This window comes from Roseivirga pacifica (assembly GCF_900111145.1).
Taxonomy (GTDB): Bacteria; Bacteroidota; Bacteroidia; order Cytophagales; family Cyclobacteriaceae; genus Roseivirga; species Roseivirga pacifica.
Map to the genome: position 1 here is coordinate 1,109,099 of NZ_FOIR01000002.1, position 24,954 is coordinate 1,134,052.

The 24,954-nt window shown below is 42.5% G+C and carries 19 protein-coding genes, 1 pseudogene and 1 riboswitch; of the genes and pseudogenes, 8 read left to right on the forward strand and 12 right to left on the reverse strand.

The features are described 5' to 3' along the window. The first annotated feature begins 3 nt into the window (after window positions 1–3). Both BMW98_RS13550 and BMW98_RS20335 read left to right on the forward strand, forming a co-directional pair. Window positions 4–1,518 (forward strand): toxin-antitoxin system YwqK family antitoxin, encoded by a 1,515-nt coding sequence (locus tag BMW98_RS13550; protein WP_090259114.1) that lies wholly within the window; start codon window positions 4–6, stop codon window positions 1,516–1,518. A gap of 40 nt (window positions 1,519–1,558) precedes the next feature. Beyond that, window positions 1,559–1,720 carry a Lacal_2735 family protein gene (locus tag BMW98_RS20335; protein WP_121505255.1) on the forward strand — a complete coding sequence of 54 codons (162 nt, stop codon included), beginning with the start codon at window positions 1,559–1,561 and terminating at the stop codon, window positions 1,718–1,720. Here the strand turns inward: BMW98_RS20335 and BMW98_RS13555 are convergent. Both BMW98_RS13555 and BMW98_RS13560 read right to left on the reverse strand, forming a co-directional pair. Continuing rightward, window positions 1,717–2,610 (reverse strand): alpha/beta fold hydrolase, encoded by an 894-nt coding sequence (locus tag BMW98_RS13555; RefSeq protein WP_090259115.1) that lies wholly within the window; start codon window positions 2,608–2,610, stop codon window positions 1,717–1,719. The genes BMW98_RS20335 and BMW98_RS13555 overlap by 4 nt on opposite strands. A gap of 66 nt (window positions 2,611–2,676) precedes the next feature. Continuing rightward, window positions 2,677–4,839: a glutamine synthetase III family protein gene (locus tag BMW98_RS13560; RefSeq protein WP_090259116.1), complete on the reverse strand. Its 2,163-nt coding sequence runs from the start codon at window positions 4,837–4,839 to the stop codon at window positions 2,677–2,679. A gap of 224 nt (window positions 4,840–5,063) precedes the next feature. On the opposite strand from BMW98_RS13560, the gene mtaB reads away from it, so the two are divergent. Further along, on the forward strand, window positions 5,064–6,383 hold the full coding sequence (gene mtaB, locus BMW98_RS13565) for a tRNA (N(6)-L-threonylcarbamoyladenosine(37)-C(2))-methylthiotransferase MtaB (protein ID WP_090259117.1): 1,320 nt from the start codon (window positions 5,064–5,066) through the stop codon (window positions 6,381–6,383). A gap of 148 nt (window positions 6,384–6,531) precedes the next feature. Here the strand turns inward: mtaB and BMW98_RS13570 are convergent, their stop codons facing one another. Genes BMW98_RS13570 through BMW98_RS13580 form a run of 3 tightly spaced genes read right to left on the reverse strand, consistent with a single transcriptional unit; the run spans window position 6,532 to window position 9,232 of the window. Continuing rightward, window positions 6,532–7,860: a Gfo/Idh/MocA family protein gene (locus BMW98_RS13570; RefSeq protein WP_090259118.1), complete on the reverse strand. Its 1,329-nt coding sequence runs from the start codon at window positions 7,858–7,860 to the stop codon at window positions 6,532–6,534. An 18-nt stretch (window positions 7,861–7,878) separates the two neighbouring features. Then, complete coding sequence (locus BMW98_RS13575) at window positions 7,879–8,619, reverse strand: 3-keto-disaccharide hydrolase (RefSeq protein WP_090259119.1); 741 nt, start codon at window positions 8,617–8,619, stop codon at window positions 7,879–7,881. Window positions 8,620–8,647: 28 nt separating this feature from the next. Continuing rightward, on the reverse strand, window positions 8,648–9,232 hold the full coding sequence (locus BMW98_RS13580) for a 3-keto-disaccharide hydrolase (protein ID WP_245733611.1): 585 nt from the start codon (window positions 9,230–9,232) through the stop codon (window positions 8,648–8,650). Window positions 9,233–9,478: 246 nt separating this feature from the next. Between BMW98_RS13580 and dnaE the strand changes: the two genes are divergently transcribed. The 5 genes and pseudogenes from dnaE to BMW98_RS20715 all read left to right on the forward strand — a co-directional run bounded on the left by dnaE (window position 9,479) and on the right by BMW98_RS20715 (window position 15,913). Then, complete coding sequence (dnaE, locus tag BMW98_RS13585) at window positions 9,479–13,771, forward strand: DNA polymerase III subunit alpha (RefSeq protein WP_090259120.1); 4,293 nt, start codon at window positions 9,479–9,481, stop codon at window positions 13,769–13,771. Between the two features lie 84 nt (window positions 13,772–13,855). Next, window positions 13,856–14,203, forward strand: a pseudogene (gene trxA, locus BMW98_RS13590) (thioredoxin); the annotation flags it as partial. Between the two features lie 82 nt (window positions 14,204–14,285). Then, entirely contained in the window at window positions 14,286–14,822 is a 537-nt protein-coding gene (locus tag BMW98_RS13595; protein WP_090259122.1) for a DNA-3-methyladenine glycosylase I, read from the forward strand. Further along, window positions 14,819–15,667, forward strand: a complete 849-nt coding sequence (locus BMW98_RS13600; protein WP_090259123.1) for a M90 family metallopeptidase — start codon at window positions 14,819–14,821, stop codon at window positions 15,665–15,667. The genes BMW98_RS13595 and BMW98_RS13600 overlap by 4 nt, the downstream gene beginning before the upstream one ends. 78 nt (window positions 15,668–15,745) lie before the next feature. After that, on the forward strand, window positions 15,746–15,913 hold the full coding sequence (locus BMW98_RS20715) for a PLD nuclease N-terminal domain-containing protein (protein WP_222843647.1): 168 nt from the start codon (window positions 15,746–15,748) through the stop codon (window positions 15,911–15,913). 179 nt (window positions 15,914–16,092) lie between these two features. Here the strand turns inward: BMW98_RS20715 and BMW98_RS13610 are convergent, their stop codons facing one another. The 7 genes from BMW98_RS13610 to BMW98_RS13640 form a co-directional block, all read right to left on the reverse strand. Further along, a complete protein-coding gene (locus BMW98_RS13610) occupies window positions 16,093–17,382 on the reverse strand; it encodes a hypothetical protein (protein WP_090259125.1) in 1,290 nt (429 codons plus the stop codon). A gap of 120 nt (window positions 17,383–17,502) precedes the next feature. Next, entirely contained in the window at window positions 17,503–18,456 is a 954-nt protein-coding gene (metF, locus tag BMW98_RS13615; protein ID WP_090259126.1) for a methylenetetrahydrofolate reductase [NAD(P)H], read from the reverse strand. A gap of 41 nt (window positions 18,457–18,497) precedes the next feature. Further along, window positions 18,498–21,641 carry a vitamin B12 dependent-methionine synthase activation domain-containing protein gene (locus BMW98_RS13620; RefSeq protein ID WP_090259127.1) on the reverse strand — a complete coding sequence of 1,048 codons (3,144 nt, stop codon included), beginning with the start codon at window positions 21,639–21,641 and terminating at the stop codon, window positions 18,498–18,500. Window positions 21,642–21,719: 78 nt separating this feature from the next. Beyond that, entirely contained in the window at window positions 21,720–22,736 is a 1,017-nt protein-coding gene (locus BMW98_RS13625) for a homocysteine S-methyltransferase family protein (protein ID WP_090259128.1), read from the reverse strand. Between the two features lie 45 nt (window positions 22,737–22,781). Beyond that, window positions 22,782–22,886, reverse strand: a riboswitch (SAM riboswitch). Window positions 22,887–22,930: 44 nt separating this feature from the next. Next, window positions 22,931–23,602 carry a hypothetical protein gene (locus BMW98_RS13630; RefSeq protein WP_090259129.1) on the reverse strand — a complete coding sequence of 224 codons (672 nt, stop codon included), beginning with the start codon at window positions 23,600–23,602 and terminating at the stop codon, window positions 22,931–22,933. 3 nt (window positions 23,603–23,605) lie between these two features. Continuing rightward, on the reverse strand, window positions 23,606–24,346 hold the full coding sequence (locus BMW98_RS13635; protein WP_090259130.1) for an LVIVD repeat-containing protein: 741 nt from the start codon (window positions 24,344–24,346) through the stop codon (window positions 23,606–23,608). Further along, the gene (locus tag BMW98_RS13640; protein WP_090259131.1) at window positions 24,346–24,891 is read right to left on the reverse strand and encodes an LVIVD repeat-containing protein; all 546 of its coding nucleotides are present in this window, start codon (window positions 24,889–24,891) and stop codon (window positions 24,346–24,348) included. Before BMW98_RS13640 ends, BMW98_RS13635 begins: the two co-directional genes overlap by 1 nt. Window positions 24,892–24,954 lie beyond the last annotated feature (63 nt).

The window sequence follows — 24,954 nt, forward strand, 5'->3', positions numbered from 1 at the left end:
TATATGGACAATAGAAAATACCTGCTCTTACTTATAACTTTCCTATTCACCTTCGGCCTTAGTGCTCAAGAAGATTTTGAACTCATCTTTCCGTCCGAAGACCCATCGCTTACTTACGAGGGAACATATGCCAACGGACAAAGAACCGGGCTTTGGGTAGCGTACTCAAAGGATAGCCTGTATTTTCATCGAGGTAAATATATTGACGGACAACGTGAAGGCACTTGGTACATTTTCTTAAATAGAAAAGAGAAGTCTCGCCTGAGCTACAGCCAAGGTTTTTTAGCCGGACCATACATTCTCTTTCATGATAACGGAACGGTAGCTGTAAAAACCAGCTTTATTGACAACCGACTAAACGGTACTTGGGAATCTTTCCGAAAAGATGAATCACGCTTAGAAGCTGGAGAATTTGAAAACGGGCTAAAAAAAGGGCATTGGATTGCCTTTCATACAAATGGTAAACAAAGCATTTCTTCTTATTACAAAAATGGAAAGTTAGAAGGCGAGTACATTCAGTTTGATGAATACGGAGAGCGAATGCTTAAAACCAATTATAAAAACGGACTAATTGACGGTGAGTGGATAAAGTACGATTTTGATGGCATTGTACCGCTTGAAATTGGCCAAATGGTGAAGGGGAATCGAGATGGAAAATGGGAGTACTATTTTATGCTCGATCGACCAGCAGCTGTAGAATATTACGACAACGGCAAACGCATTGGCGACTGGATTGCCTACCATGTAAACGGCAGAAAGGCCTCTGAAATTTCTTACAAGGACGATAAGCCGATCGGCACATCGTACAATTATTATGAAGACGGTAAGATAGAATCTATTAGCCATTATAGACTCGGTCTGGTTGATAGCATTTATGTGCAGTATCACCCAAATGGTGCAAACGCTGTAAAAGGGGTTTACAACCTTGGTGTTAAATCTGGCATTTGGAAGTTCTTTCACGAAAACGGAATGACTTCAGAATTTGGTGTTTACCAAAACGACTCAAAGTCTGGAGTTTGGAAATACTTTGATGAAAATGGCGCCTTGATTGGCGAAGGTGAGTTCGTGGCAGACCAAGAACAAGGTCAGTGGTTTTACTATTACCCAAATGGTCAGCTTGAGTCTATCGGCAATTATAAAAACGGCCAAAAAAATGGACTCTGGGGATACTTTCATTCAAATGGGGACACCATGAAAGAAGAGACCTGGGAGGAAGGAAAACTACTTAAAATCTCTGCCTATACCGATGAAGACGGCAATGAATTAAACACAGGCTCTTTGATTAACGGAAACGGCACTATTACCAACTACCGAGCCGATGGTTCAATTTTTTCACAAGGCCCATACAAAGACGGACTACCAAATGGCACTTGGACATTCTTTGATGAGAAAAGCCGAAAACTTACATCGGGTCAACTGATTGATGGTGTAAAAGAAGGCATCTGGCAAATCTTCACCCGTTCTGGCCGAATCAAAGAAACCGAACTTTATGAGAATGGTGAACTGAAAATGGATTAAACATTCTCAACCAACTGGCAGTTAAATCGAAAAAAAGCAGATGTTCGGATTCCTTAAAAAGTCAGAAAAAGAAAAATTAAAGGCCAAGTACGAAAAGCTTATAAAAGATGCTTACAAACTCTCGCATGTTGATAGAAAAGCGAGCGATCTAAAAATGGCCGAAGCACAGGAGGTTTTAGACCAAATGGAGGCACTTAATTAATGTCCTTCCTCATTCAGGTACTTCAAAAGTCCCATTACACTTTCTACAACCAATCCATGCTCATTCCATGGCAAAAAGTGATTTTGCCCTTCTAGCATTACAAGTTCGTGAGGGGCATTTACCAATACACTATCTGCAAAAGCACCATTCCCCGGATGAACCAACTTATCGGCACTGCCTTGTACAATGATAGAGGGAGCCGTAACGCCCTCCCAAAGTGGTAGCATTTCCTCTAACTCTTCATCAAGAAAAATAAGCTCCTCGTTAGAGATTCTAAAGATCTTTGGAGCAATTGCCCCAATAACAGGCCAACGCATCGGTACTCGAAACCAATCTTCATCAGGTTCAAGCGCAGGATCTAAGGCAGGTGCTAGAAACACCAAACCATCAATCAACTCTGGGTAATCCATAGCCATGCGCGCTATTATTGGTCCGCCTAGCGAGTGGCCAACCAAAATCCTAGGTTCAGGCAGCGCTTCAATCATAGGCTTCATTAAAGCGGCCTGCTCTTGCAACGACCGAATAGGCTTGGCATAACTCGACTTACCAAACCCAGGTCTATCGGGGGATGCAATATTAAAGTTGGCCATCAACGTTGAATCAGAAAAGTAATTAATGAATGCATCCCAAGCACCGGGCGTACCATGCACAAAAACAACCGATGCCTCTCTCCCATTGTCAGCGTACATATAGTGCATTTCATAATCGTTCACACTATAAAAAACAGACTTTGGGGCAATGTTATGCGACTCGAAGTATTCGGAAACTTCCTTGTCCGTCATTGAAAAGGAAATGCAACTACTCGCTATTTGCGATGCAACTACAATGAATAAAATGGCTCCGAAGCAACCAAGCTTAAGGCTTTTCCGAACCTTTTGTTTTTTGACCATAAATGAAGCTAAACAAAAAAACCACTCCGGCAAAAGAGTGGTTTTCTGTTTAGTCTTGGGAAAGACTTATCTTAAAAACAACATTTCTCTGTATTTCAACAATGGCCAGTCCTCATCATCGATGATTACCTCAAGCTTATCTACTGCCGCTCTGATATCATCAAAGTACGCAGCCTTCAAGTTGTCGCAGTAAGCGATAGCACGCTCTCTCGTGCCTTCAATATCGTTTACCTTACCACGCTCATCGTTCATGTCCTGCACCTTAGTTTGAATAGTATTAATCAAACCGTTCACTCTTTCAAGAATAGCAGTAACATGAGAAGTATCTAGACCAAACTCTTTCAAACCTTTCGCATTGGTTATCAATTTGTTCTGATATTTCAATGCAGCAGGAATAACCTGAGTTCTAGCAATCTCACTAATCAATCTTGCCTCAATCTGAAGCTTCATGATGTAGTTCTCGTGTTGAATTTCGTTACGTGCCTCTAGCTCAATTGCAGACATTACACCAAATTCTTCGAAGATTGCTTTCGACTGATCACTTACATAAGCATCTAGTGCTCTTGCAGTATCTTTAACATTCGGCAAGCCTCTCTTCTCGGCTTCTTTTGCCCAATCGCTAGAGTAACCATCACCTTCAAAACGAACCGCCTTAGATTCTTTAATGTATTCTCTCAATACATTAACAATGGCAATTTTCTTATCCTCGCCTTTGTCAATTCTTTCGTTTACAACTCCGTAGAATTCCTTCAATTGCTTAGCCATAATCAGGTTCAATACCGTCATTGGCTCGGCTACGTTTTGGTCAGAACCAACTGCTCTGAACTCAAACTTATTACCAGTAAATGCAAACGGAGAAGTACGGTTTCTATCTGTATTATCAAGAATGATGTGAGGAATCTTATCGATACCCAACTTCATATACATGTTATCACCCTTGTCTACTTTAATGTTTCCGTTGTTTTCCAACTCATCCAAAACAGCAGTTAGGTCTGAACCTAAGAAAACAGACATGATTGCCGGAGGAGCCTCGTTCGCACCAAGTCTGTGGTCGTTACCAGCAGAAGCAATACTTGCTCTCAACAAACCAGCATTCGAGTGAATCGCCTTAATAGTGTTCACCAAGAAAGTTAAGAACTGAAGGTTCTCTCTTGCACTTGTGCTTGGCTGGAACACGTTTACTCCTGTAGAAGTAATTAGCGACCAGTTGTTGTGTTTACCACTACCGTTTAGTCCAGCAAATGGTTTTTCGTGGAAAAGCACGGCTAAATCATGACGCTCGGCCACGCGAGCCATTACGTCCATCATTAGCGAGTTGTGGTCTGTAGCCACGTTAATATCTTCAAAGATAGGTGCAACCTCAAACTGAGAAGGTGCCACCTCATTGTGACGGGTAGAAACCGGAATACCCAATTTCAAACACTCAATCTCAAAGTCTTTCATGTAGTTATAAACCCTACTTGGAATAGCACCAAAGTAGTGATCGTCTAACTGCTGACCTCTAGCAGGGTGGTGACCAAATACGGTTCTACCAGCCATCACCAAGTCAGGACGCGCATTATAAAGCGCTCTATCTACCACAAAGTACTCTTGCTCACAACCTAATGAAGCACTTACTCTGTTTACATTTCTATCGAAAAGTTGACAAACTTTAGTAGCCGCTTTGTCCACAGCCTCTACAGCCTTAAGCAAAGGAGCTTTGTAATCTAGCGCCTCACCAGTGTACGAAACGAATACTGTAGGAATACACAAAGTTCTACCCCAAATAAAGATAGGAGAACTTGGATCCCATGCCGTATAACCACGCGCCTCAAAAGTAGAGCGAATACCACCATTTGGGAAAGAAGAAGCATCAGGTTCCTGCTGAATTAGTGCACTAGCCTTAAATACTTCAATTCCTTTATGGGCATCGAAGAACGAATCGTGTTTCTCTGCAGTAGCTCCAGTTAATGGCTGAAACCAGTGCGTATAGTGGGTGGTACCTTTAGAAAGTGCCCAGGTTTTAACCGCAGATGCTACTTCGCTAGCAGCTTCCAAATCGATTTTCTTACCCTTCTTTATTGCACTCTCTACTTTTTTGAAAGTTTCGGGAGCCAAGGTGGCTCTCATTTTATCCATGTTGAAAACATGTTCAGCATAGAAATCAGAGATTTTATCGGCCGGAGCAAATACACGATCAGTCGTGCGTTGCTGTACGATATTTAATGCTCTTTGACGTTGGTTCGACATAATTATGCGTTTTAGAAATAAATAACGGGTCGAAATTAACACAAATACGTAAAGACACCTAAAACCAGTAGTTATTTTTGTTGAATTCGATTGAAATCACGTAAACACCCAAATTCATAGCTTTTTCGAACACCCAAGACATTGTTTTTTCAACAAACGGTAAAAAACAGCATATACTTAGCTTTCATTCCTAATTAACTATCTTTGCAGCCGAATAGTAAAACATGAAAAAAGTCGCTTTTTATACTTTAGGGTGTAAACTGAATTTCTCAGAAACCTCAACGATATCTCGCCAGTTTGAGCAGAAGGGCTATCGTAAGGTGGAATTTTCCGACACACCCGACATTTTCTTGATCAACACATGCAGCGTTACCGAAAATGCTGACAAGAAGTGCAAGAAGATTGTAAAAGAAGCGCAAAAGATCAATCCTGACGGATATGTGGCAATTATTGGGTGCTACGCCCAGCTTAAACCCAAAGAAATTTCGGAAATACCCGGGGTTGACGTGGTTTTGGGTGCTGCTGAGAAATTCCGCCTATTAGAGTTGATCGATGATTTTAAGAAAACGCCTCAGGCCAAAGTACTCGCTTCCGAAATTAAAGAAGCAAAGGCTTTTAACAACGCCTACTCTATTAATGATAGAACACGTACTTTCTTAAAGGTTCAAGATGGCTGCAATTATCACTGCGCATTCTGCACTATTCCCCTTGCACGTGGTAAAAGCCGCAGCGACACCATAGAGAACATTCTAAAGTCTGCACACGAAATTGCTGCAACCGATGTAAAAGAGGTAGTACTTACTGGAGTAAACATTGGCGACTTCGGTATTCAGGATGGCAAAAGAAAAGAGCGCTTTGCTGATTTGGTAAAAGCTTTGGACGAAGTAGAAGGCATTGACCGCATTCGAATTTCTTCGATAGAACCAAACCTACTGACCAACGAAATCATAGACTTTGTGTCTACCTCGAAGCGATTTGTTCCTCATTTCCATATTCCGTTGCAGTCGGGTAACAATAAAACCTTACGCGCCATGCGCAGAAGGTATTTAAGGGAGTTGTATGAAGACCGAGTGGCCAAAATCAATCAGTTAATGCCTAACTGCTGTATTGGTGTTGACGTAATTGTAGGTTTCCCTGGCGAAACAGAAGAGGACTTTCTGGACACCTACAACTTTCTGAACGAACTGGATATTTCTTACCTACACGTATTCACTTACTCCGAGCGGGCCAACACCAAGGCTCCTGAAATGGATGGTGTTGTACCCATGAAAGAGCGCCAGCGAAGATCAAAAATGCTGCGTATTCTTTCAGAGAAAAAGAAAAGAGCTTTTTACGAAGGCCAACTCAACACCCAGCACACTGTGCTTTTCGAAGAAGATGTGGAAGATGGCAAAATGCATGGATTTACTGAAAACTACGTGCGTGTAGCCGCTAATTACGATCCGCTGCTAATCAATGAATTGAAGGAAGTTCAACTTGTATCGTTGAACGAAAACGGAACCGTTGAAGTAGAAGAACCTGAAATGGTTTATGAGAGTCATTAAAAACTAAAAGTCATTCTGAGCGCCCCGAGTATTCGGGGCCGAAAGAACCTGTCCGTTAAGCGCACTGCAATCAACAAACAGATTCTTTTGGTCGAGTATTTCTCAAAAGAGAAATTCTCTTCCTCAGAATGACCGGATTAGTCAGCTTTTAAAACTCCCTATACTCAGCATCTAAGAACTCATTCGCTTCATCTTCTTTAAAGCGGGCATTTTCGCTATCCCAATGCAATGTTTTATTAGGGAATCTACCAGCAATCACACCAAGTAAAATAGTTTCTGTTAGCCTAGAGGCATAAGAAAAAGGCGCGCTCGTCTCAGCCTTGCCCATGCAAGCATCTACAAACTGATGATAATGCTTCTTGCCTTCTTTCTCGTAATCTCGTACCGGTTCACCTAAGTGTTTGAACTTCTCTAGCTCCAGCTCCTGATATTCGCCTTTTACAATATGCCTTGGCAATTGCATAAAGTGGGGCAATAGCAACTTACCTTTCGTTCCAATAAACATAGCCCCCTGATCTGGTAATTTATCGCCATTTGGCAATTCTAGGTCTTTGTGATCTTCTGGAGCACCTACCCCATCATACCAAACCCACTTAAACTTCTTAGTAGTGTACTTGGTACCAGGAAATTGATAAGTAACGATGTTATGCTCTGGAAAACCGAAACCATTTGGTTCACGGCACTCATTTTTAATCTTTTTAGGCACATCTAAAGCTAAAGCATTATAAGGCGTATCGAAAATATGCACACCCATGTCGCCAAGTGTTCCGCAGCCATAATCAACCAACTTACGCCAGTTCCCCGGATGGTATACACCTTCTTTGTATGGCCGGTTAGCTGAAGTACCCAACCATAAGTTCCAATCCAAAGTATTTGGTACAGGATCGCTACCCTCAGGAATTGGTCCATCGTAACCCCAGTTTTTAGGCGACCACGCACGCACACGCTTCACTTTTCCGATTATACCCGACTGAATAAGCGCGGTACCCAAAACATAGTCGTAAAACGAATGCACCTGAATGCCCATTTGCGTAACAAGCCCCTTGTCGGCTGCTAACTTATTCATTGCACGGGCTTCGGTAACATGGTGGGTAAGCGGTTTTTGGCAATACACCGGTTTATCCATTTCCATGGCCATCATGCTGGCAGGCGCATGTGTATGGTCTGGGGTAGAAACGATTACCGCATCAATTTCGCTACTCATTTCATTGAGCATTTTGCGATAATCTTTATAGGTCTTAGCATTGGCATGCATACCATGTGCTGTTGCCAAATTTGTAGCGTCAACATCGCAGAGCGCTACCACCTCCACATTTGGGTGCGAGGCAATGGCTTTAAGGTCTTCCATTCCCATTCCACCAACACCAATATGTGCTGTTCTTAACCTGGCCCTATCGGCCAACTTCCAAATGGATGAAGGCAAAGCCGAAGCTGAAGCCAACAATGCAGCACTTTTTAAAAATTCTCTCTTATTCATATGCTAAAAATTGGGCGCTTATAGTTTTCTGATTTTGATATTTTTGAACCACAACGGACTGTCGTGATCTTGGAGGCCGATGTAACCTTTTTTGAATGAACCATAAAGCGGAGCATCTTTCCACTTTCCAGCCGCTTTTCTTTCATACCAGTCATCAGACCAAGGCACAAAAGTGAAGAGCTTTTTGCCATTCAACCAATGTTCTGCACGCTCCGGAGTAAACACAATGCGCGAGGTATTCCACTCTCCTGCCGGCTTTACAATCTTTTGCGCTGGATCTGGTACATGCATGGCATAATCCGCCCCTGTTTTCTGCCAATCTTCAAGCTTAGCATTGTTTATTTCTTCCCATTTCAGATCGTCAAGCAATTGATATTCTGGTGCAATTTCAGGTAAGCCTACCTCCTGATTTTCTTTAATGTGGTACATAATTCCACTGTTACCACCTTCTGGTATTTTCCACTCCAAATACAGCTCGAAGTTATCGAACTCTTCAGCAGCATAAATGATATCCTTCCCTCCTTGCCAATCAGCCTCCAATCGTTTTTCAGTATCAAAGGTCAAAGCACCATCAACAATGGTCCATTGTGGCGGAAGAGCATCACCATTGTAAGCCCGCCAGCCATCGGTACTGGTACCGTCAAACAGATAAATCCACTCTGGTTCAGCCTTGGTAGCGGTTTCATTAGTCGATTTTGAATTATTACTGCAAGAAAAAGCGAATACCGCCAATGCAGTTAGTAGCAATAGTTTTTTCATTGTAGGTTATGTTATTCGGGTTGAATAATTATTTGTTGAGTTCTTTTATTTCGATGTTTTTCCAGCGCACCTTAATGCCGCCTCCATCATGAATTTGGAGCGCAACAGCACCTTTTCCCTGGCCAATTTTCTCGTCTTTTAAATGCACCATTTCAGTTCCATTCAGCCAAGAGGTTACCTCATCACCAACTACCCTAATTTTCATGGTATTCCACTCGCCCATCTTTAGCGCCTTGTCTTTTTCTGGATCCGGCTGAATAAGCCAGCCTCTGCCGTAGCTCTCATAAATACCACCAGTATTGCTGCCCGGAGGCGCCACCTCTACCTGCCAGCCACTTACTTTTGTACCATCAACGGTAGAGCGGATAAAAACTCCGCTGTTACCATTGGCTTCTTGCTTAAAATCGAGGGTTAGCTCAAAATCATCGTAATACTTTTCGGTTGAAAGGTAGCCATACTGTGCATCAGGGCCACTTTCACAAATCAGTTCTCCATCTTCTACATACCAAAGTTCAGTACCGTGGTTAACCCAACCATCGAGGTTTTTACCGTTAAAGAGCGAAGTAGTATCGGACGTAGCGGAACAAGCATTTAACATCACCGCACAAGCCATAAGAGACATGGCTTTTTGGAAAAATTTTCGTGTCATTTTTAAGGGTTTTAGAGATCAAAAAATCAATGTGCTTTAAGATACACAAAACAATTTTATCTACCCGAATGATTACATAAGCGCAAAGCTTTCCATCGCTATAAAAAAAGCAAAGAGAAGAATCACTTTTGAACTTCTCAAAGAAGTTCGTTTTCCTTACCTTAGATAATTGGTTTTGAGCAAACCTTCACCCATTCGAACTAAGTATCTATGTATCTGATTTTTGACACGGAAACCACCGGTTTACCGCAAAATTATAATGCCCCTCTTACTGATTTCGAAAACTGGCCGCGCTTGGTTCAGCTGGCATGGCAGCTGCACGATGCCAAGGGTAACCTGATCAAAAACGAAAACCTGATCGTTAAGCCCGATGGCTTCACTATTCCCTACAACTCCGTACAAATTCACGGAATTTCTACCGAAAGAGCACTAGAAGAAGGCCTTGAACTGAAAGAGGTTTTAGCTCGATTTAAAGAAGACATTGCCAAAGCTGATTACGGTATTGGTCACAACATTGAGTTCGATTACAACATTGTTGGTTCAGAGTATTTAAGGGCAGAACTCACCAACGAACTAGAGCCATTAGAGCCGCTCGATACCAAATTAGTATCAACCGATTATTGCGCCATTCCTGGTGGCCGTGGCGGGCAATTCAAATGGCCAACCCTAACCGAGCTACACACCAAACTCTTTGGTGTTGGCTTTGACGATGCTCACGATGCCGCTTACGATGTTGACGCCACCGCAAAATGTTTCTTCGGGCTACTGAAGGAAAGCGTAATACCGCCTGCCGAAGGGCTTACCATAGCCGATATTACCTATGAAGCTCCAGAGCTTGATGAGGCTAACTTCGCAAAAACAGAAACCGAAACAGCCAGCTCGGGCATTGATCAAATAGATAAAGAAGGGCTAAAGGAGCTTTCCGAAGTCCCTTTCTCTCACCTACACGTGCACTCGCAGTTCTCTATTTTACAAGCAGTATCGGATGTGCATTCGCTGGTAAACGCGGCCAAAGAAATGGAAATGCCTGCCATTGCCTTAACAGACCATGGCAACATGATGGGCGCCTTCCACTTTGTAAGTGCGGCACTTGGCGCTGGCATCAAACCTATTGTGGGTTGCGAATTCAATATTTGTGCAGATAGAACAAACAAAAAAGTTCAAGACAACGGTTTTCAAACCGTAATTCTGGCCAAAAACAGAAAGGGTTACCATAACCTTGTTAAACTGTCTTCCATCGCTTTTACCGATGGTTTTTACTACGTACCAAGGATTGACAAAAACGACCTGGAGCAATACAAAGAAGACCTTATTGTTACTACCGGTGGTTTATGGGGCGAAGTGCCTTATAAAATATTGAACGTGGGTGAAACCCAAGCGGAAGAGGCTTTTGTATGGTGGAAAGAGCAGTTTGGAGATGACTTTTATGTAGAAATTAACCGACATGGAATTCCTGAAGAAGACCACGTAAATCAAATCCTACTACAGTGGGCCGAAAAATACAACGTTAAGCCAATTGCGGCCAACAACACCTATTATACCAAAAAAGACCAAGCCACAGCCCACGATGTTTTGCTTTGTGTGAAGGATGCAGAATCCATCAACAAGCCGAAGAAGTACATTGGCAAACGCGGTCGTGAATTCCGCTATGGATTCCCTAATGAGGAATTCTACCTAAAATCGGCACAAGAGATGAAAAAGCTCTTCTCCGATATTCCAGAGGCCATTGCCAACACAAACGAGATTGTAGAGAAGGTAGAAGAGTACGAACTGGCGCGTGATGTACTACTACCTAAATATGAAATACCAGAAGAGTTTGTTCACCCAGAAGATGCCGTTGATGGCGGGAAACGCGGTGAGAATGCTTTCTTAAGACATTTGACTTATGAGGGGGCAAAGAAACGTTACGGAGAAATCACACCTGAAATAAGCGAACGCCTCGACTTTGAGCTGGCAACTATTGAAAAAACGGGGTACCCTGGTTACTTCCTTATTGTTCAAGACTTTACCAACAAGGCTACAGAAATGGGCGTTTCGGTGGGGCCAGGCCGTGGTTCCGCGGCAGGTTCGGCTGTTGCCTATTGCATTAACATTACCAATGTAGACCCCATAAAGTACGACCTACTTTTTGAGCGTTTTCTAAACCCCGACCGTGTATCACTACCCGATATTGATATTGACTTTGATGATGAAGGTCGACAAAAGGTTATTGACTATGTAATTGATAAATACGGCAAAAACCAAGTAGCGCAAATCATCACTTACGGTACCATGGCCGCTAAGTCGTCCATTCGCGACACGGCAAGAGTGCTAGAGTTACCGCTAGCCGATGCCGACCGAGTTGCCAAACTCGTACCGGACATTAAGCTTTCTAAACTCTTCTCTTTGAGCGAAAGAGAGTTGAAGGAAAAGCTTCGGTCTGAACAAATTATTCTTGCCAATGAGCTTAAAAAAGTAGCCGAAGGAAATAACCTAGAGGCAAGAACAGTGAACCAAGCCAGGGTAATTGAAGGCTCTGTTCGAAACACAGGTATTCATGCCTGTGGGGTAATTATTACACCAGACGACATTACCAATTTTGCCCCGGTAGCCACGGCCAAAGACTCGGACATGTACTGTACGCAGTTCGATAACTCGGTGGTAGAAAGTGCCGGTTTGCTTAAGATGGACTTTTTGGGTTTAAAAACCCTAACCCTAATAAAGGATGCCGTCCGGAATGTGAAAGAACGACACGATGTAGACCTCGTTCCTGATGATTTCCCCCTAGACGACCAGAAGACCTACGAGCTTTTCCAGCGTGGTGAAACGGTTGGTATCTTCCAGTACGAATCTGCCGGTATGCAGAAGTACATGAAGGAGCTTAAGCCTACAGAGTTTGCCGACCTTATTGCCATGAACGCCCTGTACCGACCGGGGCCGCTAGAATACATTCCTTCGTTTATCCGAAGAAAGCACGGAGACGAGCCAATTTCTTACGATTTGGCCGACATGGAAGAATACCTAGCCGAAACTTATGGTATTACCGTTTACCAAGAGCAGGTAATGCTTTTGTCGCAAAAGCTGGCCGACTTTACCAAAGGTGAGGCCGATGTTTTGCGTAAGGCAATGGGTAAAAAGCAACGCGCTGTACTAGATAAAATGAAACCAAAGTTTGTCGACCAGGCCAAGGCAAAAGGCCATGCACAAGACAAACTGGACAAAATCTGGCGAGACTGGGAAGCTTTTGCATCCTACGCCTTTAACAAGTCGCACTCTACTTGCTACGCTTATGTGGCCTTTCAAACGGCCTACTTAAAAGCCCACTACCCTGCCGAATACATGGCTTCGGTACTAAGTAACAACATGAACGACATTAAGCAGGTAACCTTCTTTATGGAAGAGTGCCAGCGAATGGGCGTTCCGGTACTGGGGCCAGATGTAAACGAATCGAATTACAAGTTTACCGTAAACCAAAAGGGCGAAATCCGCTTTGGACTTGGCGCCATTAAAGGTGTGGGTGAAGGCGCTATTGAATCTATTGTAAATGAGCGTAAAGAGAACGGCCCTTACCCTAACATTTTTGAATTTGCCGAACGCGTAAACCTCAGAGCGGTTAATAAAAAGAACTTCGAATCACTAGCGCAAGCTGGTGGCTTCGATTGCTTTGACGAATACCACCGAAGACAATATCTTTTTGCACCAGAAGGGGAGCAAACACTTATTGAAAAAGTAATACGCTATGCCAATGCCAAGCAAGCCGAAAAAGATGCCGCACAGGTATCGCTTTTTGGTGGCGATAGTAACGTTGCTACCCCCCTGCCGAAAGTGCCAGACATTGAGCCTTTCAGTCAAATGGAAAAGCTTAAACTGGAGAAAGAAATTGTCGGTTTTTATATATCTGGTCACCCACTCGACCAATTCAGCATAGAAATTGAAAACTTCTGCAAACCAATTACCGACATTGCTAAATTCCCTAACCAAGAAATAGCCATTGGCGGCATTGTAAACGGTGTTAGAAATGGCCAAACCAAAAACGGAAAGCCTTTTGCAATACTAAGTATTGAAGACTACAATGGCGCAACAGAGCTCTTCTTATTAGGAGAAAAATGCATGAACTTCGCCCCTTATTTGCGCCCTGGAGAGTTCCTTTACATTAGAGGAAGGGTTGAAATAAACTGGCGTAAGAAAAAAGAGATTAAAGAAAACCCTAACATCACCCCTAGCCCTGAAGATTGGGAAATGCAGGTGGCGGCTATTTCGCTGCTTAGTGAATTGAGAGAAAAACTTGGCAAGGGTATTTTCTTGAAAATAAATGCTAAAATGGTAGATCAGGAAATGATCGAACGAATTACCGAGCTTACCACTTTACACCAAGGCAACACCAATTTAAAAATTGAATTATACGACCGGGCCGAAAATCTGAGCGTAGAATTAATGTCGCGCAAGGTTAAAGTAGAACCAAACAATGAATTAATAAAAGCATTGCAAGAAGTAACCGATCATGCGCAACTGATTACAGCTTGATTTTACTAAAGGAAAACGCATTCGGAACTTTTTCTTTAGTTTTGCTGTCAATTCGATGTAACAACTTAAAAAAGAAATAAAAACAATAGATATAAAATGGCAAACGCAGTAGAATTAAACGGAGACAACTTCGAGGAAGTAGTATTGAAATCCGACAAACCAGTATTAGTAGATTTTTGGGCAGAGTGGTGTGGACCATGTAGAATGGTTGGACCTGTAGTAGAAGAGATTGCTGGCGAGTACGCTGACAAAGCAGTAGTTGGAAAGATTGATGTAGACGCAAATCAAGACCTGTCTATCAAATACGGAATCCGTTCAATCCCTGCATTGCTTTACTTCAAAAATGGCGAAGTGGTAGACCAAGTAATTGGCGCTGTTCCTAAGCCTACTTTGGTATCTAAGCTTGAGAGCCAAATTGGTGCAGAAGCTTAATACTTATTGAAACAATAACATTAAATTGAGGCCTCTCCTAATACTTAGGGAGAGGCTTTTTTATTCCCAAACCCCAAAAACAATGGCCATTACCCACGGATACTGCCTCGCTGTTTACGAAGGTAGACTCTCAGACATTCATAAGCACTACCACGATAACGAGTATGGATTTCCGGCTAAAGATGACAATGAACTGTTTGGCAGAATGTTGCTAGAGATAAACCAAGCCGGACTTTCTTGGGACATTGTTTTGAAAAAGCGAGCAAGTATTAAAGAAGCTTATGCCGATTTTGAGATAGATAAAGTGGCCAATTTTTCGGAAGATGATGTAACCCGTTTACTACAGAACCCCGGCATAATCCGTATGCGGTTGAAAATACTGGCAGCTATTCACAACGCCAAGGTGATTCAAAACCTGCAAAACAGCCATGGTTCCTACGCCAATTGGCTTGCCGAAAAGAAAGGCCTGAGCATTGAAGAATGGATAAAACTCTTTAAAAAGACCTTTAAATTTATGGGTAAAGAAACTACCAAAGAGTTTTTAATGAGCACCGCCTACATTGCCGGAGCCCACGATCCTGAGTGTCCAATTTCCAACAAGGCCAAGATTTCGCAATGAGTGTCCCACAAAAACTACTCATAGGCGCCATTGGTTTTGCAGCTATTCTTTCACTATCTGCTGCACTTGCCAATAAGGCAAGCTACACCTGGTTCTTTTTGAGCATTGCCACATTAGCCGGACTGAGCGCATTCTTTAAATTCAGCAAGAAGCAAAAAATACAAAACACGCCCTTCAAACCTAAATGGAGAGCTATTTTAAAAGAGGAAGTACCTTTTTATACGGAGCTCAGTATTGCCGACAAGGCCATTTTTGAAGAACGTGTGAAGACATTTTTTAGCGATGTTGACATAACCGGAGTTGGTTTTGAAATTGACGACACCTGCCGCTTACTAGTTGCTGCAAGTGCCATAGTGCCTTTTTGGGAGCTGCCATTTTGGAATTATGGAGATCTACACGAAGTATTGGTTTACCCCGATGCCTTTGACCATGATTATCAAATTGACAAAGATCATCACATTTTAGGCATGGTTGGAAGCGGCAGAAATATGGATCACGTAATGATTCTATCTAAAAAAGCACTTTATATGGGCTTCGAAAACCTCACCAACAAAAGCCATGTAGGCTTCCATGAATTTGCGCATTTACTCGATAAGTCTGACGGGAGTATCGATGGTGTACCGCGCAGCTTTCTACCCGATGAATTGGTAAATCCATGGACAAAACTTGTGCACCGAGAAATGAAGAAAATTCGTAATCAGGAATCTGATATCAATCCCTATGGAGCCACAAACGAATCGGAGTTTTTTGCGGTGGTGTCTGAGTACTTTCAGAAAAGACCCGACCTTATGAAACGAAAACATCCTGATTTGTACAAGATGCTGCTGTTGATTTACAACAAATAATTATTTAATTTATCCTAAAAAATAAACACAACCATTATAGAAACCCTTTTCACCTTTCTTCTCATAGCTGGAATCCCATTGCTTGTAACAATTATCGCACTAATCGACATTCTTAAAAGCGAATTTCATCCAGAACAAAACAAGATTATCTGGGTAATTGTAGTACTGGTTGCCCCATTAATTGGGAGTATTCTTTACTTCTTTATTGGGAGAGACCAAAAAAGAAAAAGTCAAGCCACTAATTAGCGGTTTAAACGTCCCAGTCCTTTTTGTGAGAGCTAACTTTGCTGTTAGGAACTAAAAATGCTGCAAGAATAGCTGCGATGAATAGAGCGAAAACTACAATAATGAACATAATGCTTTTATTTGCTGCGAAGATGCGAATAAACGCTAAATGAGAAAAGTCTTTTAGGCTAAAATTACCACTAATCTCTCGTTGTAATTGGTTTAAATATGCCGCTCAAATCTTTAAAGTTAATCGCCTTGGACAGTGTTGCCACAAAGAACGGCCTAGGGTTATTCAGCGTGTTGTTCACTTCGGCTTGAAGCGTAATTCCTGTGGTAGCTTCGGTTATCCAAGCCCTGCCCGTAAAGAAAATATCCTGCTGCTGATCAAAATTGGTTGACCTACTGTTGGCAGCAGTGTATAGGTTCGAATAGCCAACAGAACCATGCACTCGAACACTCAAGTTCTTATTTTCGAGTACCATAAATAAACCCACAAATCCCGCATTAAACATGTACTCATTATACGCTTGAGCCGAAGAACGTAATGGCCTAACCGGTTGCGCATTGGCAGGAATTATGCCATTAACCAACAAGGTATCGCGTACAGGATCCCCAAAGCTTATATGCTCCACTGTTCTTCTCCAAACAAACTCTAAAGACGGGGCATAGTAAAGTGCAAAGTCATTTGCCCTTTTCTCCGACTTATGGAACAATTTAAGGTCGAAAAGCGGGCTGATGTAAGCACCAATATTATCGCTGGTTCGCTCTACAAGCATTTCATTATTAATGGTAATTCTATTGTAAGTAGAATCTGTTAAGGCCTGGAAGTCATAGCGCTCAGCAATGCGAGAGGAATCCGTTATAGTCATGGCTCTATTACCATAAATACTCAGGTAAAAGCCCGTTTTATTGTCTGGCGTTTTAGGCCTTTTTAAAATGTTGGCCGCAAAGAAAAGGTTCTTTGATTCAATTTTTCCTTCAGCCAAATCGAAGTTTGTACCAACGTAAGCCAGGTGGTTAAAACCTTCGAGCTTTTCTGATTTAGCAAAAGGTTTAACCGTTATATGTAATGACGAGATTGTCCCCTTATTCTTTTCTGAAAGGTCCTCGCCCTTGGCGTTCTTAGTAATTAACTTTAAAACCAAGGATCGATCTCTGTCTACCAAAGTATCGGGTTTTACAGTCAAAAAAGCTTTTAACACTCCTCCATTTGCTGCTTTTAGCTGGTCGGACTTGAAAGTACTGGGCGTAACAGTAAATGAACTAGATGGAAAATCTGACTTGGCAAGATCCTGAACCACATTAAGACTACAGGAGTCTAACCCTACAATGGTTTGTACATTAATATCTATTTCAATGATAGCTTTAGACTTGCCTCGCGACACCTTAAGTGAATCGCTAGCAAAACTGATGACATGATTATCCTGAGCGTAAAGAGAAAAACCCAGAACAAAACAAAGGCTGGAAATTAAAAGAGGCTTTCTCATGGCAATGAACTTTTACATAAAGTTCCTGCATTAAGAAAGCCTCATCAATACCGAAAAAACAGTATTTACATTGTGTATGCACCTTTCCAAAGATTTATAACTTTTGGAAAGCTAGTCAGCCTAAAACAAAGCCTCGGCAATTCTACGTACCACTTTAGACTTACTCATTGTATAATAATGCAGTACAGGCGCACCTCTTTCCATCAATTCTTTTGATTGTTGAATCGCCCATTCAATCCCCACTTCACGGGCACCTTCATTATCCTTACATTTTTCAAGTGCATCAACCAAGTCATCTGGTAAGTCTACATGGAAAATGCTTGGTAAAATACTCATGTGCTTCAAAGTTGTAATTGGCTTTAAGCCTGGAATGATAGGCACATTGATATCGTTCTTCCGGCACTTCTCTACAAACTCAAAGTACTTATCATTATCAAAGAACATCTGGGTTACGATGTACTCTGCCCCCATTTCTACCTTTTTCTTCAGGTATTTAATATCCGTTTTTAAGCTTGGTGCTTCAAAATGCTTTTCCGGATAACCCGCTACACCAATACAGAAATTCGTTTTGTTACGTGTAATTTCTTCGTGAATATACTTACCCTGATTTAGCTCTAAAACCTGCCCCAATAACTCGCTGGCATAAGAATGTCCCTCTGGATCGGGCACAAACCTACCCTCCGATTTAATCGCATCCCCTCTCAATACCAGCACATTATCAACCCCTAAAAAGTCAAGGTCAATCAGCGCATTTTCCGTTTCTTCCTTGTTAAAGCCACCACAAATAATGTGCGGCACGGCATCTACATGGTACTTGTTCATGATGGCCGCACAAATCCCTACCGTACCAGGGCGCTTACGGGTTGTTACCTTTTCCAACAAACCATTTTCGCGCTTCTTGTACATATACTCCTCTCGATGGTAGGTAACATCAATAAATGGAGGTTTGAATTCCATTAAAGGGTCTATCGCATCAAAAATATTTTGTACACTCTCACCCTTTACTGGCGGAAGTATTTCGAAGCTGAAAAGGGTTTTACCCGCTGCGTTTTCTATATGGTCTGTGACTTTCATTGTCTTAGTTATCGGTTATCGGTAAATGGTTATCGGGAGTGCTACACATCATAAGTAAGGTTGGGCGAGAGCCATTTTTCGGCTTCTTGCAAACTCATACCTTTTCTTTGGGCATAGTCTTGCACTTGGTCTTTCTCTATTTTGCCCAAACCAAAGTATTTAGCTTCTTCGTGCATAAAATAGAACCCGGAAACAGAAGCAGCCGGATACATGGCATATGACTCTGTTAGGCTAATGCCAGTATTCTTTTCAACTTCTAGCAAATCGAAAAGCAAGCGCTTCTCCGTATGCTCTGGGCATGCCGGATACCCCGGAGCTGGGCGAATGCCCTGATACTTCTCTCTTATAAGGTTTTCATTATCTAAAATCTCGGTTGCTGCGTAACCCCAAAGCTCCTTTCGCACTTTCTCGTGCATCAACTCAGCAAGGGCCTCGGCCATTCTATCGGCTATCGCCTTGATCATAATAGCATTGTAGTCATCGTGGTCTTTCTCGTATTTTTCGATCAAAGGTTCAATGCCAATGCCCGCAGTTACCGCAAAAGCACCTATGTAATCTACCTTGCCAGACTCTACCGGAGCCACATAATCGGCCAAAGAAAGGTTGGGTAAGCCACTGCCCTTTTTACCCTGCTGGCGAAGCATATGGAATGTTGTTTTTGTCCCTGACTTCTCTTTATCAGTATACACCTTAATATCATCGCCTACTGCATTTGCAGGGTAAAGACCTACCACCGCACTTGCATGAAGCAAATCATTATCAATCACCTCTTTAATCATGGCCAGAGCATCGTTATAAAGCTTGGTTGCTTCTTCCCCTATCAGCTCGTGCTCCAATATTTTAGGGAACTTCCCTTTCAACATCCAAGTACTGAAGAATGGTGTCCAGTCGATGTACTGCACAATTTCTTCGAGGCTATAATCTTTGAATACTTTGTTACCGATAAATGCAGGTTCATGCATTGTTTTAGCCTGCCAATCAATTTGCAGTTTGTTGGCTTTGGCGGCATCATAGCTAATGTAATTTTTAACCTGCTTACGGTTAGCGTGGTCATCTCTAAGCTGTGAATATTCAGCCTTTACTCGGTCATAAATTTTTGGATAGCTCTCCTTACCAATCAATTCGCCAGCTACCGGAACGGACTTAGAGGCATCCAAAACGTGTACCACAGAACCAGAATAAACCGGGTCAATTTTTACTGCGGTATGAATACGACTGGTAGTTGCGCCACCAATCATAAGCGGAATGGATAGTTCCCTTCGCTCCATCTCCTTGGCCACATGCACCATTTCGTCTAGCGATGGGGTAATAAGTCCGCTCAAACCAATGGCATCCACCTCGTGCTCCAATGCTGCATCCAATATCTTTTCTGCCGGCACCATAACACCAAGGTCAATAATTTCAAAGTTGTTGCACGCCAGTACTACCCCAACTATGTTTTTACCGATATCATGAACATCACCCTTTACGGTGGCTAGGAGGATCTTTGGCGCACTATCTTGCCCCCTCTCGGTCTCCCCCAAAGTGGGAGATGTTTCTTCTTCTATATCCCAAAGTTCATTTGCAATAACAATTTTTGTTCGCTTGAGCTGAGAAACCACTTCGCGATTGGTAAATCGGATTACTTTAAACCCTTGAGATTCCAACCATTCTGTCCTAAACTCATCATTGTCCTTCACTTCAGGCAATTGATGTACCGCACCATCAACCTCAACAATCAATTTATGGCTAAGGCACACAAAATCTGCAATGTACTTGCCTATAATGTGCTGCCTTCTAAACTTGAATCCATCTAACTGTCCATCGCGCAGGTTAGCCCAAAGTATTCGCTCAGCCCCTGTTTGATTTTTGCGTAATTCTCGCGCAAACTCTTTTAGTTTAGTATAAGCAGTCGCATCTGCCGTTTGAAACTGTGGTGTATCTCCTTCCCCTGCGGGGAAGGTAGGGATGGGGCGTTCTCCGTGCCGATTTGTTCTTTTCTCTTCCTCCAAAAACGGCAGCAAGTATGCTACAGCTTTTTTCATTACACGAGCACTTTTCACCACTTGTGGCAAAAACATCTTTCCGCTTCCGAAAAGGTCTCCCACCACATTCATACCATCCATCAATGGTCCTTCGATTACGTGTAATGGCCTATCGTAATTGGACCGGGCTTCTTCGGTATCTTCATCAATAAACTCTACAATGCCTTTAACCAAGGCATGCTCCAATCGTTTTTCCACCGATTCTTTACGCCAAGCATCGTCCTTCTCCTTTTTCTTTCCTTCAGATTTATATGACTCCGCAAAGTCCAGCAAACGCTCGGTTGCGTCACTTCTTCTGTTCAGTAGTACATCCTCTACTCGTTCCAGCAATTCCTTAGGTATGTCATCGTAAACCTCCAACATGGTTGGGTTTACAATCCCCATATCCATTCCGTTTTGAATGGCGTGATACAGAAAGGCTGAATGCATGGCTTCACGCACCGGGTTATTACCTCGAAATGAGAATGATACGTTACTAACCCCACCACTTACGTGGGCGCCTGGCAAATTCTCGCGTATCCACTTTGTGGCTCTAAAAAAGTCAACTGCATTATCATTGTGCTCATCAATACCAGTGGCAACGGGGAAAATATTTGGGTCGAAAATGATGTCATTTTTCGGGAACCCCACTTTATCGACAAGCACTCGGTAAGAACGCTCACAAATTTCTATTCTACGCTCGTAAGAGTCCGCCTGACCACCTTCATCAAAGGCCATAACAATTACCGCAGCCCCGTAACGCTTAACCTTTTTAGCGTGCTCAATAAAGAGTTCTTCTCCTTCCTTCAGAGAAATAGAGTTCACCACGCCTTTACCTTGAATGCACTTCAACCCGGCCTCAATGATCTCCCATTTCGAGGAGTCAATCATAATTGGTATCCTAGCAATGTCTGGCTCAGCCGCAATTAGGTTGAGGAACTTCACCATAGCGGCCTTTCCATCTAGCATTCCCTCATCCATGTTCACATCAAGGATTTGGGCACCACCTTCTACCTGGTTACGTGCTACCTCTAGGGCCTCCTCGTACTTCTCCTCCATTATAAGCCTTGCAAATCGCTTAGAGCCAGTCACGTTAGTTCTTTCACCAACGTTTACAAAATTGGACTCTGGGGTTACGATTAGCGGCTCAAGGCCTGAAAGCTGTAAAGATACTTTTGTCATATTTAGTCAATGGACAATGGCCATTTATCAATTATTAGTTGATCAACCCCATTGATCCCTTTAGGTATTCTAATGATTCTATTCTGCTATCGACAATGGACTATTGACCAACCTTGGCTTCACCTTAGCAGCTTCTTCGGCTATTAGTTTAATATGTTCTGGAGTTGTACCACAACAGCCACCAACAATGTTTAAAAAGCCCTCTTTAAGAAACTCTCTTACCTGCGTAGCCATTTCCTCTGGCGTTTGGTCGTACTCCCCAAACTCGTTTGGCAGTCCTGCATTTGGGTGAGCACTTGTATGGAATGGCGCTTTGTCTGAAAGCACCTCCAAATAAGGGCGAAGCTGTGCTGCTCCTAATGCGCAATTCAAGCCAATAGACAGAATAGGAATATGGGAAATAGAGATCAAAAATGCTTCTGTAGTTTGGCCTGAGAGCGTTCTTCCGCTGGCATCTGTAATAGTACCTGAAACCATAATCGGTATATCTACCCCTTCCTCTTCCATCAATTCAGAAACTGCAAACAGAGCAGCCTTGGCATTAAGCGTATCAGTAATCGTTTCTACCAAAAACATATCTACTCCTCCATCAAGCAGCCCCTTAGCCTGCTCTTTGAAAGCCTGCTTTAATTGATCGAAATCGATGTTTCTGTAGCCCGGGTCGTTCACATCGGGCGACATGGACGCCAGCCTGTTGGTTGGGCCCATCGATCCGGTTACAAATCGAGGCTTATCTGGTGTTTGAGCCGTGATTTCGTCAGCAACTTCTCTGGCAATTTTTGCCGAGTAAAAATTGATATCGTACACAGCATCTTCCATTCCGTAGTCGGCCTGGGCAATGGTGGTAGCACTAAAGGTGTTGGTTTCAACAATATCGGCACCAGCCAAAAAGTATTGCCTATGAATGTCTTTGATTATATCAGGACGGGTAATTGAAAGCAGGTCGTTGTTTCCCTTTAATGGGAGGTTGTGATCCTTATAATGTTCACCTCGAAAGTCTTCTTCTTCGAGCGTATGTCGCTGGATCATAGTACCCATAGCACCATCGAGTACCAGCACGCGTTCCTTAAGTAATTGTCTAATATCTGTCGCCATATCTAAATGTTATGGCTCAGCAAGAAAGTTGGGGAGATGGATTCAGCCTCATCTTTTCCCCGAGAGATCGGGGCTAGGAGTTAGCACCAGGTATTACCCAGGTTGCTAAGGCATCAAAGGGCCTAGTCCCTCCGCCTTTCTTGATAAGCATTACAAAGAAAATAAGAATTTATGAATGTACCGCAGAAGTGACACTATTTAAGTATCACAAAACCTATTTTAATGGTGGCATCTACCGCAGGAGAACTCCTTCTTTCATCTTCGGCATATTGTCCATCACCGTACTCAACCAAAATATCCTGTGGCTTACGATTATCGGGAGAAAATTTTGAAACCTGAGCACCAACGCCCGCACTAAACTCCAGAAAGACTACCTCAGATAAGTAAAACAGCGTACCGTAGCTAACACGCACACCTAAATCTTGGCGACTCACCCCATAAGTAACTTCCGAGAAATAACTACAATTAACCCCACAGCCAATTTCAAAAGTCCTTCGTCTATCGAAATTCAGAGAATTAAAAAAAGGCTCAACTCCAAAGTAATTTACTATCCTCTCACCCTTTTTTATGGGTAATTGAAACATAACGGACGACTTCACTCCTCCCTTATTGAAAAAATACGTGTAATCATTGGTTAGGTAGTTGCCATCGTAGACCAAGCCGAGGCGATATTCAATTGCCATGCTTTTTAAAACACTATGCTCTAATGATATACTGTATGTAGGAAAGTGCCCCATTAGCCCCGTAGGAAGTACTTTTGCAGAGAATTTAGGAAATGTAGCCTCCTTCACATCCTCCTCATAGTATTGTGCCTTTAAAGAAATACTAACCCCTAATACGAGTGCTAGAAAAACTATTTTCCTCATGGGTTAATTTTGAATGGTTGAACGCACGAACATCGTTCCTTCGGTTGAAAACCCAACATTTAATACTCCTTCCATAGTTCTGACAACCATATTATCCCCTCTCAATATTAGATCAATTGGCGTATGCCCATCGATTTCTAAAAAGTCCACCTGCTTCAAATTTCGCGAGTCAGACCTATCATACATTGTTATTCCACCATATTCACACACAAACAGAAACTGTTCATTCAATGTTAAACCATATGGCGAAACAGTTGAATAACTCTTTATCAATTTAGGGTTCTGTAAATCACTAAAGTCAATAACATCCAACAATTCAGCTCCGTTAAAGCGACATCCAGCAGACCTCAAGGTTGAATATGCCACTCCGTTGCTGGCCACCACAGGATCGCAAGATGTAAGATGTTGATAGCTACTAACTAAGCCCAGTGCTCCAAAATCATTGAACTTCAAAAAATATACTGCCGAGTTACTCCCTACTAACACAATATCTCCATTAGCATGAATCGTTTCCATCCCAGTATCAATCGCCACTCTATTTCTGAGTTCAAACTCGCCTCCACCTTTAATATCATACTGAATAATACTTTCGCTGTCGAGTACAAGCAACTGATTGTTAACAATTACAAACCGTGTTAAAGACCCTCCTTGTCCGGATCCACTTAGTTCGGGAGAAAAATCGCTTGAGTCGTTAGAGCAACCGAGCAATAGACAAATGAATAATACCGCAACCAACTTCCTCATCACCTAAAGCATTTAGGACTTTCAATGGTTGTAAACTCCCAGCCTACAACCGTTCCTTTTTCATCATCTGGACACTCAAAATAAAAGCCAACCTCTGGTGGCACTTGTGCCGTAAAAATGCTAGACACGAGCACATGGTTATCGCGCGAGATAACATTAATATTATCTTGATCGGAGATGTCAATCGCAACTAAAGACGAATATTGATTGGTATACAATACCCCATCTTTTATCGACACTTGATGACATCCCTTAATCCTCAAAAAGCCTAGTTTTTCTGGATTGTTGGGGTCACTATTATCAATTAAGTGAATACCTTCCAAATTCTCCACCACCATCAAAAGGTCTCCAATAATATAAATTTGGCCAGGCTTACCTATCTGTTGTGGTGTTTGTAAAAGTATCTCGAGCGATACATCATTAGCGTATATTGGCTTATAACCCTCTTTTGGCCCATCTTCAAAAGTAGGGGTCCAATCATCAGTAGGCCAACAGGCCGAACTTATGATTAGCAGTGTGAGTATTGTAAATAATGAACGCTTCATACAGAAAATAACAGCTTTTAAATCAAGACTAAAAATATTTACGATTAATAAATAGTGAACATC

Bases quoted from the DNA above. Each gene is read 5' to 3' on its own strand.
- BMW98_RS13550 (WP_090259114.1), top strand. From the start codon at position 4: ATGGACAATAGAAAATACCTGCTCTTACTTATAACTTTCCTATTCACC.
- BMW98_RS20335 (WP_121505255.1), top strand. From the start codon at position 1,559: ATGTTCGGATTCCTTAAAAAGTCAGAAAAAGAAAAATTAAAGGCCAAG.
- BMW98_RS13555 (WP_090259115.1), bottom strand. From the start codon at position 2,610: ATGGTCAAAAAACAAAAGGTTCGGAAAAGCCTTAAGCTTGGTTGCTTC.
- BMW98_RS13560 (WP_090259116.1), bottom strand. From the start codon at position 4,839: ATGTCGAACCAACGTCAAAGAGCATTAAATATCGTACAGCAACGCACG.
- mtaB (WP_090259117.1), top strand. From the start codon at position 5,064: ATGAAAAAAGTCGCTTTTTATACTTTAGGGTGTAAACTGAATTTCTCA.
- BMW98_RS13570 (WP_090259118.1), bottom strand. From the start codon at position 7,860: ATGAATAAGAGAGAATTTTTAAAAAGTGCTGCATTGTTGGCTTCAGCT.
- BMW98_RS13575 (WP_090259119.1), bottom strand. From the start codon at position 8,619: ATGAAAAAACTATTGCTACTAACTGCATTGGCGGTATTCGCTTTTTCT.
- BMW98_RS13580 (WP_245733611.1), bottom strand. From the start codon at position 9,232: ATGGCTTGTGCGGTGATGTTAAATGCTTGTTCCGCTACGTCCGATACT.
- dnaE (WP_090259120.1), top strand. From the start codon at position 9,479: ATGTATCTGATTTTTGACACGGAAACCACCGGTTTACCGCAAAATTAT.
- BMW98_RS13595 (WP_090259122.1), top strand. From the start codon at position 14,286: ATGGCCATTACCCACGGATACTGCCTCGCTGTTTACGAAGGTAGACTC.
- BMW98_RS13600 (WP_090259123.1), top strand. From the start codon at position 14,819: ATGAGTGTCCCACAAAAACTACTCATAGGCGCCATTGGTTTTGCAGCT.
- BMW98_RS13610 (WP_090259125.1), bottom strand. From the start codon at position 17,382: ATGAGAAAGCCTCTTTTAATTTCCAGCCTTTGTTTTGTTCTGGGTTTT.
- metF (WP_090259126.1), bottom strand. From the start codon at position 18,456: ATGAAAGTCACAGACCATATAGAAAACGCAGCGGGTAAAACCCTTTTC.
- BMW98_RS13620 (WP_090259127.1), bottom strand. From the start codon at position 21,641: ATGACAAAAGTATCTTTACAGCTTTCAGGCCTTGAGCCGCTAATCGTA.
- BMW98_RS13625 (WP_090259128.1), bottom strand. From the start codon at position 22,736: ATGGCGACAGATATTAGACAATTACTTAAGGAACGCGTGCTGGTACTC.
- BMW98_RS13630 (WP_090259129.1), bottom strand. From the start codon at position 23,602: ATGAGGAAAATAGTTTTTCTAGCACTCGTATTAGGGGTTAGTATTTCT.
- BMW98_RS13635 (WP_090259130.1), bottom strand. From the start codon at position 24,346: ATGAGGAAGTTGGTTGCGGTATTATTCATTTGTCTATTGCTCGGTTGC.
- BMW98_RS13640 (WP_090259131.1), bottom strand. From the start codon at position 24,891: ATGAAGCGTTCATTATTTACAATACTCACACTGCTAATCATAAGTTCG.